This window comes from Streptomyces sp. NPDC055189, assembly GCF_053606765.1.
In genome coordinates this window covers 1-13,364 of record NZ_JBSGSG010000095.1, presented here as the reverse complement: position 1 = coordinate 13,364, position 13,364 = coordinate 1, and the positions used below count along the sequence as shown (strand labels likewise).

At 69.9% G+C, this 13,364-nt stretch carries 13 protein-coding genes and 1 other RNA gene; 2 read left to right on the top strand and 12 right to left on the bottom strand.

The features are described 5' to 3' along the window. Nucleotides 1-54: 54 nt before the first annotated feature. Both ACWFR3_RS39685 and ACWFR3_RS39680 read right to left on the bottom strand, forming a co-directional pair. Entirely contained in the window at nucleotides 55-765 is a 711-nt protein-coding gene (locus ACWFR3_RS39685; protein ID WP_453739563.1) for a hypothetical protein, read from the bottom strand. Between the two features lie 241 nt (nucleotides 766-1,006). Further along, nucleotides 1,007-1,978 carry a LysR family transcriptional regulator gene (locus ACWFR3_RS39680; protein WP_453739581.1) on the bottom strand — a complete coding sequence of 324 codons (972 nt, stop codon included), beginning with the start codon at nucleotides 1,976-1,978 and terminating at the stop codon, nucleotides 1,007-1,009. A gap of 120 nt (nucleotides 1,979-2,098) precedes the next feature. Between ACWFR3_RS39680 and ACWFR3_RS39675 the strand changes: the two genes are divergently transcribed. After that, nucleotides 2,099-3,442 carry an MFS transporter gene (locus ACWFR3_RS39675; protein ID WP_453739562.1) on the top strand — a complete coding sequence of 448 codons (1,344 nt, stop codon included), beginning with the start codon at nucleotides 2,099-2,101 and terminating at the stop codon, nucleotides 3,440-3,442. Here the strand turns inward: ACWFR3_RS39675 and dacB are convergent. The 8 genes from dacB to ftsE form a co-directional block, all read right to left on the bottom strand. After that, nucleotides 3,366-4,958 (bottom strand): D-alanyl-D-alanine carboxypeptidase/D-alanyl-D-alanine endopeptidase, encoded by a 1,593-nt coding sequence (gene dacB, locus ACWFR3_RS39670; protein WP_453739561.1) that lies wholly within the window; start codon nucleotides 4,956-4,958, stop codon nucleotides 3,366-3,368. The two genes, ACWFR3_RS39675 and dacB, sit on opposite strands and share 77 nt — an antisense overlap. An 84-nt stretch (nucleotides 4,959-5,042) precedes the next feature. Next, nucleotides 5,043-5,852 (bottom strand): collagen-like protein, encoded by an 810-nt coding sequence (locus tag ACWFR3_RS39665; RefSeq protein WP_453739560.1) that lies wholly within the window; start codon nucleotides 5,850-5,852, stop codon nucleotides 5,043-5,045. Continuing rightward, entirely contained in the window at nucleotides 5,849-6,121 is a 273-nt protein-coding gene (locus ACWFR3_RS39660; protein ID WP_453739559.1) for a hypothetical protein, read from the bottom strand. Before ACWFR3_RS39660 ends, ACWFR3_RS39665 begins: the two co-directional genes overlap by 4 nt. Before the next feature lie 179 nt (nucleotides 6,122-6,300). Then, nucleotides 6,301-6,689: a transfer-messenger RNA gene (ssrA, locus tag ACWFR3_RS39655) on the bottom strand. Nucleotides 6,690-6,808: 119 nt separating this feature from the next. Beyond that, nucleotides 6,809-7,330: an SsrA-binding protein SmpB gene (smpB, locus tag ACWFR3_RS39650; RefSeq protein WP_453739558.1), complete on the bottom strand. Its 522-nt coding sequence runs from the start codon at nucleotides 7,328-7,330 to the stop codon at nucleotides 6,809-6,811. A gap of 18 nt (nucleotides 7,331-7,348) precedes the next feature. Next, nucleotides 7,349-8,554: a S41 family peptidase gene (locus ACWFR3_RS39645; RefSeq protein ID WP_453739557.1), complete on the bottom strand. Its 1,206-nt coding sequence runs from the start codon at nucleotides 8,552-8,554 to the stop codon at nucleotides 7,349-7,351. Nucleotides 8,555-8,632: 78 nt separating this feature from the next. Next, nucleotides 8,633-9,550 (bottom strand): permease-like cell division protein FtsX, encoded by a 918-nt coding sequence (ftsX, locus tag ACWFR3_RS39640; RefSeq protein WP_453739556.1) that lies wholly within the window; start codon nucleotides 9,548-9,550, stop codon nucleotides 8,633-8,635. Nucleotides 9,551-9,580: 30 nt separating this feature from the next. Continuing rightward, nucleotides 9,581-10,270, bottom strand: a complete 690-nt coding sequence (ftsE, locus tag ACWFR3_RS39635) for a cell division ATP-binding protein FtsE (protein WP_030788113.1) — start codon at nucleotides 10,268-10,270, stop codon at nucleotides 9,581-9,583. A 240-nt stretch (nucleotides 10,271-10,510) separates the two neighbouring features. Here ftsE and ACWFR3_RS39630 point away from each other — a divergent pair, with 240 nt between their 5' ends. Next, nucleotides 10,511-10,702: a hypothetical protein gene (locus tag ACWFR3_RS39630; protein WP_361186803.1), complete on the top strand. Its 192-nt coding sequence runs from the start codon at nucleotides 10,511-10,513 to the stop codon at nucleotides 10,700-10,702. A 107-nt stretch (nucleotides 10,703-10,809) separates the two neighbouring features. Here the strand turns inward: ACWFR3_RS39630 and ACWFR3_RS39625 are convergent, their stop codons facing one another. Then, nucleotides 10,810-11,469, bottom strand: coding sequence for an LPXTG cell wall anchor domain-containing protein (locus tag ACWFR3_RS39625; protein WP_453739555.1), 660 nt, complete (start codon nucleotides 11,467-11,469; stop codon nucleotides 10,810-10,812). A gap of 281 nt (nucleotides 11,470-11,750) precedes the next feature. Further along, nucleotides 11,751-12,857 carry a peptide chain release factor 2 gene (gene prfB / locus ACWFR3_RS39620; protein ID WP_453739554.1) on the bottom strand — a complete coding sequence of 369 codons (1,107 nt, stop codon included), beginning with the start codon at nucleotides 12,855-12,857 and terminating at the stop codon, nucleotides 11,751-11,753. Nucleotides 12,858-13,364 lie beyond the last annotated feature (507 nt).

Sequence of the window (13,364 nt, the reverse complement as noted above, 5' to 3'; positions counted from 1 at the left end):
GCTGGGCGTGACTGTGACGGGAGCCGGCGGACCGGCCCCTCTTCGTGCGGGAATTCATCGCTGTGCGCCCTCCGAGGGCTGCTGGCCTGCGCTCTGCGGGGCCTGATACACGGCCGCCCGTACGCGCAGCGGGGACTGTTGATCGGCGGCGGACTGCGCCACGGGGACCTCGCCGCCGGCGCCTGCGGCGCCGCCAGGGGCCGAGGTGGAGGGGTCCGGATCGGGCGAGGAGGCGTCGTCGGACGGATCCGGATCGGGGTCCGGCTCGGTGGGGTCGTCGGACGGGTCGGGGTTCCCGCCGCCGCTGTTGCCGCCCGTCGGATCGGGGTCGGGCTTGTCGTCGCCCGTGGGGTCGGGGTCGGGCTTGTCGTCGCCGGGCTCGGTCTTGCCGTCGTCCGTCTTGTCCGGGTCGGCCGGGTCCTTGTCGCCGGTGGCGGGAGCGGTGCTGCCGCTCTCCGACGCGCCGGGGGACGGTGTCGTGCCGGGCGATGCCGAGGGGTCGAGGGGGTCGGCGGGGCGGTTCGGGGTGTCCACCTTGCTGGCCGGCTTGTCGTCCTTGGGGTCGATCGGCAGCCAGGGCGCGCTGGAGTTGCCCGAGAGCAGGGTGCCGACGATGATCACCGCGTACACGGCGCAGGCTATGCCGACGAGCACACCTATTCGGCGGTACCTCCGGCTGCGCCGGCCCGACTCGTCGACGAAAACCGGCCCGTCGGGCGCTTCCTGGCCACTGTCGGCAGCCAGATCCTGCAGCTGTCGCCCCACACCGTCGATCTGAATGGTGACTTCATTCGGATCATGGGTGTGTTCCGGTAGGGCACCTTCTCGCCAATTCTCCATGCGTACGCACAACCCCCCACATAACCTGGTTCGGGCGCGCACGACTCCGGGCAACTTGCCGTCGGACCGGGCCCCCACCCGACCCGAGCGCCCCCCTATCACACCGCGCCCGGACCATGAATGTAGCGCACCGCAGTGACAGTCGTACTAATCCGCCAGCCGTGACTCACGTCATGATGCGCGCATCAGCGGCCGGAACCCACGCGTCCTGTGGCCTGCGCAGCCACCCCTCGGCGGCGGCGAGCTCGGACGCGGCGGCGCGCAGAGCGTCGACACCGGGATGCACGAGCCCCTTTCTCCAGACCAGCGACACCGGCGACAGCGGTACGGGATCGACCAGGGGCCGCAGGACCGACTCGGGCATGGCCGGAAAGTCCACGGCGGCGAGTACGGGGTTCCGGTGCTTGGCCATGATCCGCCCGAATTCCTCGGGTCCCACCGCGAGCGGTGCGGGCGCGGCCACCTCGATGCCGCGCCCCTCGAAGAGGCGGTGGGCCAGGTCGGTCCACTCCAGCGTCCGCGGATTGCCCGCCCCCGCGTACACGCTCTCCCCCGCGAGCGCCCCGAGCGGCACCGCGTCGAGTTCGGCCAGGGGGTGGCCGAGCGGCAGGAGCACCGCCATCGGCTCGTACCGGACGGGCTGCTGCTCGAGGCGCGACCGCAGGGCCGGTTCGAGCCCGGCGTACCGCCCGAAGGAGACGTCGAGCCGCCCGGCGAGCATGTCGGCTGCGGCTCCGGTGAGGCCGCTCTCGTAGCGGGCCATCAGCTCGCAGTCCGGGGCGAGTTCGCGGGCCCGCTCCAGGATGCGGCCGCTGATGAGCCCCTGGCTGTTCAGGTCCACGAGCAGCGGCCGGGCCACGTCGGAGCCCCTGCCGCGCGCGAAGGCGGCGGCCAGGTCGTCCTGCGCGTCGAGCACCCGCCGCGCGTACGGCAGCAGCCGCTCGCCCTCGGCCGTCAGCGTGACCTGGCGTGTCGTGCGCACGAAGAGCTCGGCGCCCAACTCCCGCTCCAGGCGCCGCACATCACGGCTCAGCGCCTGCTGGGCGACGTACAGTGCGGCGGCGGCCCGCGTGAAGTGCAGCTCTTCGGAGACGGCCACGAAGGCGCGGAGCAGACGGGGCTCCAGGTCGCGGGACATACGAGGCTCTGCTGTCACCCGGGGAACCTACAACGAATCCGCTAACTCACAACAGAAGTGCGTGAGTCGGGCCCCACAAGGTGTTGGACGCCACACCGGCACCCCGGTGAGGGTTACCCCATGCCGCCCGCCGAACCCGAAGCGCCCAGCCGCCCCACCGCAACCCACGCACCCGGCCGCCCCGCCGAATCCGGCACACCCAGACGTCCCGCCAAACCCCGAGCGCCCCGCCCCCGCAACCCCTACGCCCGCCTCTTCCGGATACCCGGAGCCACCGCCTTCACCATCGGCAACCTCATCGCCCGCCTCCCCATGGGCATGTTCAGCGTGAGCGCCGTCATCATGATCGCCGGGGCCCGTGGTTCGTACGCGCTCGCCGGTGCCGTCACCGCCACCGGCCTCGCCACCACCGCCGTCGTGGCGCCGTGGACCGCCCGCCTCGTGGACCGGTTCGGCCAGGCGCGGATCGCCGTCCCCGCCACCGCGATCGCCGCGCTCGGCTCGCTCTCGCTGCTGCTCTGCGTGCACTACGGAGCGCCCGACTGGACCCTGTTCGCCTCGTACGCCGCGACGGCCACCACCCCCAACACCGGCGGCATGTCCCGGGCCCGCTGGGCCCACCTCCTGAAGGGCGACGAGCGGGCCGTACACACCGCCAACTCCTTCGAGCAGGCCGCGGACGAGCTGTGCTTCATGCTCGGCCCCGTCCTCGCGGCCTTCCTGTGCGGAACGTTCTTCCCGGAGGCGGGCACCCTCATCGGAGTCGTGCTGCTCCTGACCGGCGTCCTGCTCTTCGCCGCCCAGCGCACGACGGAACCGCCGCCCCGCGGACGTACGACCGTCAAGGAGAAGTCGCCCCTCCGCGCGCGCGGAATGCCCACCCTGCTCGCCGCCTTCCTCGCGACCGGCGCCGTCTTCGGCTCGATGGAGGTCGTGACGATCGCCTACGCCGACTCGCAGGGCCACAAGGCGGCCGCCGGTGCGATCCTCGCGCTCCAGGCCGCGGGGTCCTGCGCGGCGGGCCTCCTCTACGGAACGCTCAAGCCGAGCGGGCCACTGCACCGCCGCCACATCCTGTGCGTCACCGCGATGGCGGCCCTGATGGCCCTCCCCCTCCTGGCCGCCACGCTCACCGGCTCACTCCTTGTGCTCGCCGGGGCTCTCCTTGTCGCCGGAATGGCGACGGCCCCGACGATGGTCACCGCCATGACCCTGGTCCAGGAGCGCACCCCCGAGGGCCGGCTGAACGAAGGCATGACCCTCGCCGTCACCGGGATCCTCGGGGGCATCGCGTGCGGCGCCGCGGTCGGCGGCTGGGTGGTGGAGCACCTGAGCCCCGCCAGGGGCTACGCGGTCCCGGTCACCGCCGCGTGCTGCGCCCTGCTGCTCAGCATCGCGCAGGCTTGCGCCACGAGCACTCCAGGTCCCCGCCCGGCTCGGCCCCGCGCTGGGAGCGCGGCCTGACCAACTCGGCCTTGTCCTCGGTCGACTTGGCGAGCGTCACGACGATCGCGTCCTCAAGTGCCTTCACCGAGGAGGGCAGGTAGTTGTTCAGGATGATGCTGAACACCAGCTCACGCCCGCCCGCGTCCTTCACGTACCCCGAAAGGGCGGACGCCCCGGTCAACGACCCCGTCTTGGCCCGTACGTTGAGGGCCGCCGGAGTCCCGCACATCCGCGTGCGCAGGGTGCCGCCGACGAACTTGTCCGGGTCGCAGGCCACCGGGAGGGACTTGTACCAGTCGGCGTACCAGGGCTCGCCCTTCGCCGACAGAAGCAGCTTGATCAGCTGGTCGGCGGGGACGTTGTCCTTGCGCGAGAGCCCGGAGCCGTCGACCTGGCGCAGCTTGCCGGGATCGACACCGGCGGTCTTCAAGTAGGCGCTGATGGCGGCGAGCCCGTCGGGCCAGCTGCCGGGCCGCCCGGTCGCCTCGTACCCCATCGTCTTGGTGAGGTTCTCCGCGTGCATGTTGTTGGAGAGCTTCATGAAGGGGATCATCAGCTCCTTCAGCGGCATGGACTCGTGCGACGCGAGCCGCCGCGCGCCCCCGGGAGTGGCGACCCCGGCCTTGGTCGGCCCGCTCACCCGCACCCCGTGCGCCTTCAGGGCGTCCCGGAAGATCGCGGCGGCGTAGCCGGTCGGCTCCCATACGGTGATCCACTCCTTGGTGGCATCACCTCCCACGGGGACGGTGCCGGTGACCGTGATGGTGTTCGTTCCGTGCTCGCGCTCGATGGTGAGCGTGTCCTCGCCGCCCGCGGCGACGGTCTTGGCCGTGTTCTCGACGTCCACGTAGTCGGTCTTCGGGGTGACCGTCACCTTGGGCCTGTCCCCGGCCTTCGCGCCGGGCGTGGCCTCGACGATGACCGTCCCGGTGTCGTAGTCGGTGTCCGGGGCGACGCTCAGCGCGGAGATCTGGGCGGCGTAGTACGCGAATTCGTCGTCACCCGCCCAGGTGTCGCCGATGCGCTTGTCGTCGAACCGGGTGTCGTCCGCGACCAGGCGCCCCGAGACCCGCCGGACGCCCGAATCGGCGATCGTCGCGGCGAGTTGGTCGTAGTCCTTGGCCAGCGTCGTCGGGTCGCCGGTGCCGCGCAGGTAGAGGTCGCCGGAGAGGACGGAGCCCTTCTTCTTCCCGTCGGTGAGAACGTCGGTGGTGAAGCGGTGGTCGGGGCCGAGCCGCTCCATGGCCGCCGTCGACGTAAGCAGCTTGGTGTTGGAGGCGGGCATCAGGCGCCCGGTGGGCAGGTGCTGGTAGAGCACGTCACCGGACGCGGCGTCGGCGACGACGACGCTCGCCGCGCCGCCCTCCATCCGGGGGTCGCCGAGGATGGTGTCGATGGCTTCGGGCAGGCCGCTGCGGTCGGAGTCCGCCCCTGCGGGCGAACTGACGGAGAGGGTGGCCGCCGCGACGCCGAGCACGGCGGGCCAGATCCAGTGGCGCATACGGGCATTGACGCGTCTCACGGGTCTACTCATGACCCAGCAGCATCCCCGACTCCGTCCCCCTGCGACAGACCCCACTCCGGACACATCGCGACCGGGCGGATCCCCCCGCCCGCGCTACGTCAGTCGGGAGTCGGGCGCGCCTGGCGTCCGGCGGCAGCGCGGCAGCATCGACGCCAGCAGCAGGACCGCGGGAGCCGGGTCCGTGGGTGTTACGCCGTTCCTCCGGCAGACCAAAGCGTCGGGGTCGCCCGATGGCTGCTGGAGGCTGTAGCCGTCGGGGCAGGGGGAACCTGCCTCGCCCGCATCGCCCTTGGGCCCGCGCTCGCCGCGCGGCCCCGAGGGGCCGGCCGGGCCCGCAGGGCCTTCGGGACCCGCCGCGCCACCCGCACCGTCGGAGCCGTCCGAGCCTCTGGCGCCATCGGAGCCGGGCGGCCCCGCAGCCCCCGCCGGTCCTTCCGGGCCCCGTTCGCCGTTCGCGCCGTCCGAGCCCGCGGCGCCGGTCGGGCCCGGCTCGCCCGGCTCCCCCGCATCGCCCCGGTCTCCGTCCCGGCCACCGGTGCCCGGCGTGCCCTTCTCGCCCTGCTTCCCGTCCGCGCCGTCCGTACCGTCCGCGCCCGGCGAACCGGGCGCCGAGGCCGGCACCCGCGCCCGTGACCCGAGGTCGTCGACGGCGTCGGAGGGGTCCGGCGCCGCCGGGGTGTCGCCGTGGGCGCGGACCTGCGCCCGCAAGGTCCGTACGTCCCTGGCCAGCGTGGAAACGGCCTCCCCGCGCCGGTCCGCCTCGGTGGAGAACTGATCGGCACGGCGGTCACCGGCGTCGATGCGGGCCCAGAGGACCGCGGCGACGCCGCTGAGCGCGACCAGTACACAGACGAGGAAGACGCTGCGCCAACGGTGGGCCAGGATCCGCTCGAGCTTGCTCACGGAGTGCCTCCGAGCCGTTGGTTGTCGATGATCAGCCGGGCGATCTCACCCTGGTCATGGACGTGGAGAGCGTTTAACTCGGCTAATTTCGCGTCGCGTTCGGCGACCTGACGCTCCAGCCTGTCCCGCTCGGTCTGGAGCTTCTCCGTGAGACTGGAGTAGCCGGTGAGCGCGTTCTCGCCGCGCTTGCCGAGATAAGCCACCACTGCCGCGCCCAGAACGCCGAGACTGGCGAGAAGTGAGCCGAAAAGAGTGACGGTGGCATCCAAGCGACTGCCTCCTGCACTTGCGTACTCGGCCGGACTCCTGTTCCGCCCGGCCGTTTGGAACCTGCACTCAGAAGCGGTAACGAGTCACATGCCCAGAGGATGTGCCCGGCGGTTCCGTGCCCCACGCACGGAAAAAGCCCCCCGGCCGGTGGCCAGGAGGCTTTGACCTCACATGGGAATTGTGGAGATGGCGGGAATCGAACCCGCGTCCAACGGTGCAAAAGGAGGGCTTCTCCGAGCGCAGTTCGCTACGATTTTCTCGGCCCCGGTGATCTCGCGAACAAGTCTCCGACGGGCCCAGTCACTGTTTGATTTCCCATCGAACCCCGTGACCGGGCTCGATGGTTTAGTTCCCTAAATTATGCCAGGAACCGGGTCGGGAACACCCCCGGGCTGACACCCATTAAGGGTCCTTCACTCACTGCTAATTAAGCAGCGAGGGCGAAGGACTGGGAATCGCTCTTGGAATTGGCGATTATTGGTTGCGACATATGGTTAACGAGATCATTGTCGCTTCCTCGGCTCGCTTCCCCTGCTTCGACATCCGCTGTCGAAACCGATCATCCCCATGTTGTTTTATCAATGCACGCACCCGCTGTGAGGTGCAGTAGCCATCGTACGTGACCAACGCCCGACGGGGCCAGTCAATTCCCGCGCGGCCCGCCAGGACCGACGGGGATCCGCCGGCTAGGCGCTGCGCTGGCGCTTCTTGACCTCCGCGACCGCGCGGTTCGTCTCGCGCAGGTCCTGCTTCTCCTTGAGCGTCTGGCGCTTGTCGTACTCCTTCTTGCCCTTGGCAAGGGCGATCTCGACCTTCACCCGGCTGTCCTTGAAGTACAGGACCAGGGGCACGATCGTGTGGCCCGTCTCCTGCGACTTGGACTCCAGCTTGTCGATCTCCGCCCGGTGCAGCAGGAGCTTGCGCTTCCGCGTGGCCGAGTGGTTCGTCCAGGTGCCCTGGACGTACTCCGGGACGTGGATGTTGTGCAGCCACGCCTCGCCGTTGTCGATGTGCACGAAGCCGTCCACCAGGGAGGCCCTGCCCATCCGCAGCGACTTGACCTCGGTGCCCATCAGGACGAGGCCGCACTCGTACGTGTCGATGATGTGGTAGTCGTGCCGCGCCTTCTTGTTCTGCGCGACGATCTTCCGGGCAGGGGCCTTCTCAGCGGCCTTCGCGGCCTTGCGCTTTACCTTTTCCTTCGCCATAGTCAGGCCATTTTCGCACTACGAGGGGGGTCCGAGGCCAGTCAATACTGTCTCGGCCCGCCTCTCGGCCCCGCCCTGGACCTCCAGGTCCGGGGTGATGCCGCGGCCGTCGACCGCCTGCCCCGAAGGAGTGCGGTAGTGCCCGACCGTCAGCTCGGCGACCGAACCGTCGGGCAGCCGGCTCGGCATCTGGACCGAGCCCTTGCCGAAGGTCTTCGAGCCCACCACGACCGCACGTCCGCGATCCTGGAGGGCGCCCGTGAGCAGCTCGGCCGCACTCATCGTGCCGCCGTCGACCAGGGTGACCACGGGTCTGGTGGTATCACCGCCCCGCTCGGCGTGCAGTGCCTTCTGCCGGCCCCGCACGTCGTACGTGGCGACCAGGCCGCCGTCCACGAGCCCCGAAGCCGCGGTGACCGCCTCCGACACCAGGCCACCGGAATTGCCGCGCAGGTCGAGCAGGATGCCGGCGCCCGCGGGAGCGTCACGCACCGCGTTCCGTACGCGCTCGCCCGCGCCCTTGGTGAACGCCTCGACCTTGATCATGACGGCGCCGCCCGCGAGCTGCGTCACCGTGACGTCGTCCGTGGAGAGGCGGGCCCGGTGCAGCGTCTCGCTCCACGCGCGCGTGCCCCGCTTCAGGCCGAGCTCGACCGGGCTGCCCGCGCGGGTGCCCCGGAGCAGCGAGACGACCTCGGTCACGGGAAGCCCCGCGACGCGCCTGCCGTCGATGCTCCTGAGCTGATCGCCCTCGCGGATGCCCGCCTGCCCAGCGGGGCCGCCGCGCTGGACCCTGGACACCTCGATACGCCCGTCGGCCGCGCGCCTGGCCCAGAGGCCGACGCCGGTGTACGCGCCGTCGAGGGACTGCTCGAACTCCTGGTACTCCCCGGGGGAGTACACCGACCCCCAGCGGTCACCGCTGCGGCTGACGGCTTCCTCGGCGGCCTTCTTGCCGGACTTGCCGTCGGCCATCGCCTCGGCCGCGGCATCGGCCGCCTCGGTGGCGGCGTCACCGGACGCGTCGCCGGACGCATCGCCGGACGACGCGACGGAACGGGTGGACGCGGCAGACGACTTCCGGCCTTCGTCGGCCACCTCGTCCCAGGACCCGGTGGCCGCGCCGGTGGCGAGCACGCTCGCGAACACCAATGTCAGGGTCGCCCCGCGGCGGATACGGCGGGTCCGGGAGAGCCGGTCGCAGAACCGGTCGGGGCCTGACATGCCGGTGAGTCTAGGACAACGAAGGGCGCCGTACGGTCGGTTGAACCGTACGACGCCCCGATGCACAGGCGGGTTTTGTCACACCTTCAGGTACTTGCGCAACGCGAAAAACGCGGCGAGCGCGGGCATCAGCAGGCTGATGGCGAGCACCAGAGGCAGCTTGGCAAGGACCGCATCCCACCCGATGAACTGGATCAGATTCAGCTTCTCGGAGAGCGCGAGGCCGTGGTCGATGATGAAGTACCGGCCCACGAGGAGCATTCCGCAGGCCATACCGCCACCGATGAGCCCGGCGACGGCGGCCTCCATGATGAACGGCGCCTGGATGTAGAAGCTGGACGCGCCGACGAGCCGCATGATGCCGGTTTCACGTCTCCGGCTGAACGCGGAAACGCGCACCGTGTTGACGATCAGCATCAGCGCGACGACGAGCATCAGCGCCATCACCGCGAGCGCCGCCCAGTTCATGCCGTTGAGCAGATTGAAGAGGTTCTCCAGGATGCCCTTCTGGTCCTGCACGGACTGCACGCCGTCACGCCCGGAGAAGGCGGTCGCGACCACCTGGTACTTCTCCGGGTCCGTCAGCTTGATGCGGTACGACTCCTGCATCTGGTCCGGCGTGAGGGAGCTGGACAGCGGGGAGTCGCCGAACTGCTCCTTGTAGTGCTTGTAGGCCTCATCGGCCGATTCGTACTCGACCTTGTCCACGACGGGCATCTTGTCCAGGTCGGCCTTGACCTGTTCCTTCTGCTCGTTCGTGACGGCGCCCTTGGCGCACTTGGGATCCTGCTCCGCGTCGGCCTTGTTGCAGAGGAAGATCGAGACGTTGACCTTGTCGTACCAGAAGCCCTTCATCGTGCTCACCTGGTCACGCATGAGCAGCGAGCCGCCGAACAGGGCGAGCGAGAGGGCCACGGAGACGACGACCGCGAAGGTCATCGTGAGATTACGGCGGAGACCGACGCCGATCTCCGACAGGACGAACTGGGCGCGCATGGCGTCCTTTCAGTGGATCAGTACGGGTCGTCAGTGCTGGTAGCCGTAAACGCCGCGCGACTGGTCGCGGACGAGACGGCCCTTCTCCAGCTCGATGACCCGCTTGCGCATCTGGTCCACGATCTGCTGGTCGTGGGTCGCCATGACGACGGTCGTGCCGGTCCGGTTGATCCGGTCGAGCAGCTTCATGATGCCGACCGAAGTCTGCGGGTCGAGGTTGCCGGTCGGCTCGTCGGCGATCAGGAGCTTGGGGCGGTTGACGAAGGCTCGCGCGATCGCCACCCGCTGCTGCTCACCACCGGAGAGCTCGCCGGGCATCCGGTCCTCCTTGCCGCCGAGGCCGACGAGGTCGAGGACCTGGGGCACGGACTTGCGGATCTCGCCGCGGGACTTGCCGATGACCTCCTGCGCGAAGGCGACGTTCTCGCCGACGGTCTTGTTCGGGAGGAGACGGAAGTCCTGGAAGACGGTGCCCAACTGGCGCCGCATGTGCGGCACCTTGAAGTTGGAGAGGCGCGCGAGGTCCTTGCCGAGGACGTGCACCTGGCCGTGGCTGGTGCGCTCCTCACGGAGGACCAGTCGCAGAAAGGTGGACTTTCCGGAGCCGGAGGAGCCCACCAGGAAGACGAACTCGCCCTTCTCGATCTCCAGAGAGACATCCCGGAGGGCGGGCCGGGTCTGCTTGGGGTAGGCCTTGGAGACGTTGTCGAATCGGATCACGGATGCACCACGGGTCGCCGGGGGTAGGTGAGCGTGACCATACGCGAAGGCGGTACGCGAGCGCAGTCAGCGTCCTGAGTTGCGCGAATTGTCGCGGATATACCACGGAACGTAACAGTCGGAAACCGACGAGGACGGACGGGCCGCGCCGAAACTCGTGGAAGCTGGCACAGTGGTAGGGGGAACGGTTGAGTTCCCCCTAGCGTTGGGCAGGCTGTGACTGTGCGGGAGGAGGAGCGCATGACCTACGACAGGTTGGTGTGCGCGAACTGCGCGGCGCCCGTGAGCGAAGGCCGCTGCCCCGTGTGCCGGGCCAATCGCGAGCGCATGCAGCAAGAGGGGCCGTTCGGCGGCCTCAGCCCTGCGGCTCTGATAGGGGTGCTCGTCGTGCTGATAGCGGCGGTGGCCCTGCTGGCGCACCAGACCGCTTAGCGCGCCCGCGCCCCCGGGCGCGTGCCAGGACGCGGGAAGGGCCCGGAGCTGGATGCTCCGGGCCCTTCCTTCATGTGGTGCCTGTGATGCCGTGCCGGTGCCTGCTATCAGGCAGCGGCGCCGCGGTTGCCGACGAAGCGCGGCAGGATGCGGAAGCCGATGCCGCCGGCGATCATCGTCGCGGCACCGATGAGCAGGAACGTGGTCTCGGCGGCGCCGGTCTCGGCGAGCTCGCCCTTGTCGGCCTTGTCACCCTGCTCGACCGGGGCGGAGCCCGTGTCGGTCAGGCTGTCCTTGCCCTTGCCCTGCTCGACGGGGTTGGAGCCGCCGTCGGGGTCGTTGTCGTTGCCGCCGCCACCGGTGCCGTTGCCGTTACCGGGGTTGCTCGGGTCCTGGGTGGGCGTACCCGGGTCGGACGGGTCCGAGGGGTCCTCGGTGGGCGTGCCGGGGTCCGTCGGGTCCTCGGTGGGCTCCGTGGGCTCCTCGGTCGGCTCGGTCGGCTCCTCGGTGGGCTCCGTGGGCTCCTCGGTGGGCTCCGTGGGCACCTCGGTCGGCTCCGTCGGGCCCTCGGTCGGCTCGTCCTCGCCGAGGCCGACGTCGACTCCGATGCCGTTCTCGTCGGCGCTGGCGCTGGCGCCCACACCGCCGCCGAGGTCCACGCCGACGTCAAGGGCCGAGGCGGCACCCGCAGCGGTCAGCGAAGCACCGGCGGCGATCACCGCACCGGCTGCTATGCGCGCTACGCGGATACGCGTCTTCTTGGTCATCTGGCTGCTACCCCCAGTAGCTGAATCGTCAGTGAGGCAGCGTCCGGGACTGCGTTCGTCGGGAGCGCTGAAATCCGCCCCCACAGATCACACGCGCCCCAGAGATACGCATGCCGCTCGCTAGCCTTTCCAGTTTCCGGAGCAACGTCAAGGTCGTTGCGCCTGCGATGTCGGAAATAACAGCAGTTGACCGGCGTACGGAGATGTGACTGTGACGTAAAAGGCAACTGCCGCCTCAAGGGCGGCAGTTGCCTTACGTTTCCTTGTCGATAAAGCGGCGCTTACTTCTCCTGCTGCTTGCGCCAGCGAATTCCCGCCTCGAGGAAACCGTCGATCTCGCCGTTGAACACGGACTCCGGGTTACCCACTTCGCACTCCGTGCGCAGATCCTTGACCATTTGGTAAGGGTGCAGGACGTACGAACGCATCTGGTTGCCCCAGGAGTTGCCGCCGTCTCCCTTGAGGGCGTTCATCTTCGCCTGCTCCTCCTGGCGGCGGCGCTCGAGGAGCTTGGCCTGGAGGACGTTCATCGCGCTCGCCTTGTTCTGGATCTGCGAGCGTTCGTTCTGACAGGAGACGACGATGCCGGTCGGGATGTGCGTCAGGCGGACCGCGGAGTCGGTCGTGTTCACGCCCTGGCCGCCGGGGCCCGACGAGCGGTAGACGTCGATGCGGAGCTCGGACTCGTCGATCTCGATGTGGTCCGTCTGCTCGACGACCGGGAGGATCTCGACTCCGGCGAAGGAGGTCTGGCGGCGGCCCTGGTTGTCGAAGGGCGAGATGCGCACGAGACGGTGCGTGCCCTGCTCGACCGAGAGCGTTCCGTAGGCGTACGGGACCTGGACGGCGAAGGTGGTCGACTTGATGCCGGCCTCTTCCGCGTACGAGGTTTCGTAGAGCTCCGTCTTGTAGCCGTGACGCTCCGCCCAGCGCAGGTACATGCGCTGCAGCTTCTCGGCGAAGTCGGAGGCGTCCACGCCGCCGGCCTCCGCGCGAATGGTGACCAGCGCCTCTCGGGCGTCGTACTCCCCGGAGAGCAGTGTGCGGACTTCCATCTCGTCCAGCGCCTTCTTGACGGCGGTGAGCTCGGTTTCGGCCTCGGCGCGGGTGTCCGGGTCGTCCTCCTCCTCGGCCATCTCGAAGAGGACGCTGAGGTCGTCGATACGACCGCGGAGCGCTTCGGCCTTGCGCACCTCCGCTTGGAGGTGGCTCAGCTTGCTGGTGATCTTCTGGGCCGCTTCCGGGTCGTCCCAGAGGGACGGCGCGGCCGCCTGCTCCTCGAGCGCAGCGATGTCTGCCCTCAGCTTGTCGAGGTCCAGGACGGCCTCGATCGACTCCATGGTCGAGGAGAGGGACTTGAGCTCTTCGGATACATCGACGACTGCCACGGGACCAGCCTAACGGCTGGATGCAAGCGGTCCGGTCTCCCGGTCCGGGGTGCGGATCCCTCCGGGGGCTCGGGGGCTTGCCCTGCGGGCCCCACGTGGAGCGGCGCCGCCTGCCTGCCCGGCCGGGTACCGTCCGCCCCGCCGGGCCCGGCGCGGGCTTGTCCCTGTCCCGCGCACCGACCCTGCGGCGGCTTGCGCCTCCCCTGTCTCCTGGCTCGAACCGGTTCCGCCCCCCCTGCACCCGGCAGGCCGCTCGGGCCGACCCCGTCCCTTCCACCCGGCAGGCCGCTCGGGCCGACCCCGCCCCTTGCACACGGCAGGCCGCTCGGGCCGACCCCGCCCCTTGCACACGGCAGGCTGCTCTGGCCGATCCCGTCCCGGGCGCCTGCACGCCCGCTCGGGCCGACCCCGTCTCGGGCGCCTGCACGCCCGCTCGGGCCGGTCCTGTCCCGGCGCTTCGCGCCGGAGTTCTCCCGCCCACCCACCCGATTACCCGGAGTATCGGGT

Bases quoted from the DNA above. Each gene is read 5' to 3' on its own strand.
- ACWFR3_RS39630 (WP_361186803.1), top strand. From the start codon at position 10,511: ATGACCTACGACAGGTTGGTGTGCGCGAACTGCGCGGCGCCCGTGAGC.
- ACWFR3_RS39680 (WP_453739581.1), bottom strand. From the start codon at position 1,978: ATGTCCCGCGACCTGGAGCCCCGTCTGCTCCGCGCCTTCGTGGCCGTC.
- ACWFR3_RS39625 (WP_453739555.1), bottom strand. From the start codon at position 11,469: ATGACCAAGAAGACGCGTATCCGCGTAGCGCGCATAGCAGCCGGTGCG.
- ACWFR3_RS39645 (WP_453739557.1), bottom strand. From the start codon at position 8,554: ATGTCAGGCCCCGACCGGTTCTGCGACCGGCTCTCCCGGACCCGCCGT.
- dacB (WP_453739561.1), bottom strand. From the start codon at position 4,958: ATGAGTAGACCCGTGAGACGCGTCAATGCCCGTATGCGCCACTGGATC.
- ftsX (WP_453739556.1), bottom strand. From the start codon at position 9,550: ATGCGCGCCCAGTTCGTCCTGTCGGAGATCGGCGTCGGTCTCCGCCGT.
- smpB (WP_453739558.1), bottom strand. From the start codon at position 7,330: ATGGCGAAGGAAAAGGTAAAGCGCAAGGCCGCGAAGGCCGCTGAGAAG.
- ACWFR3_RS39675 (WP_453739562.1), top strand. From the start codon at position 2,099: ATGCCGCCCGCCGAACCCGAAGCGCCCAGCCGCCCCACCGCAACCCAC.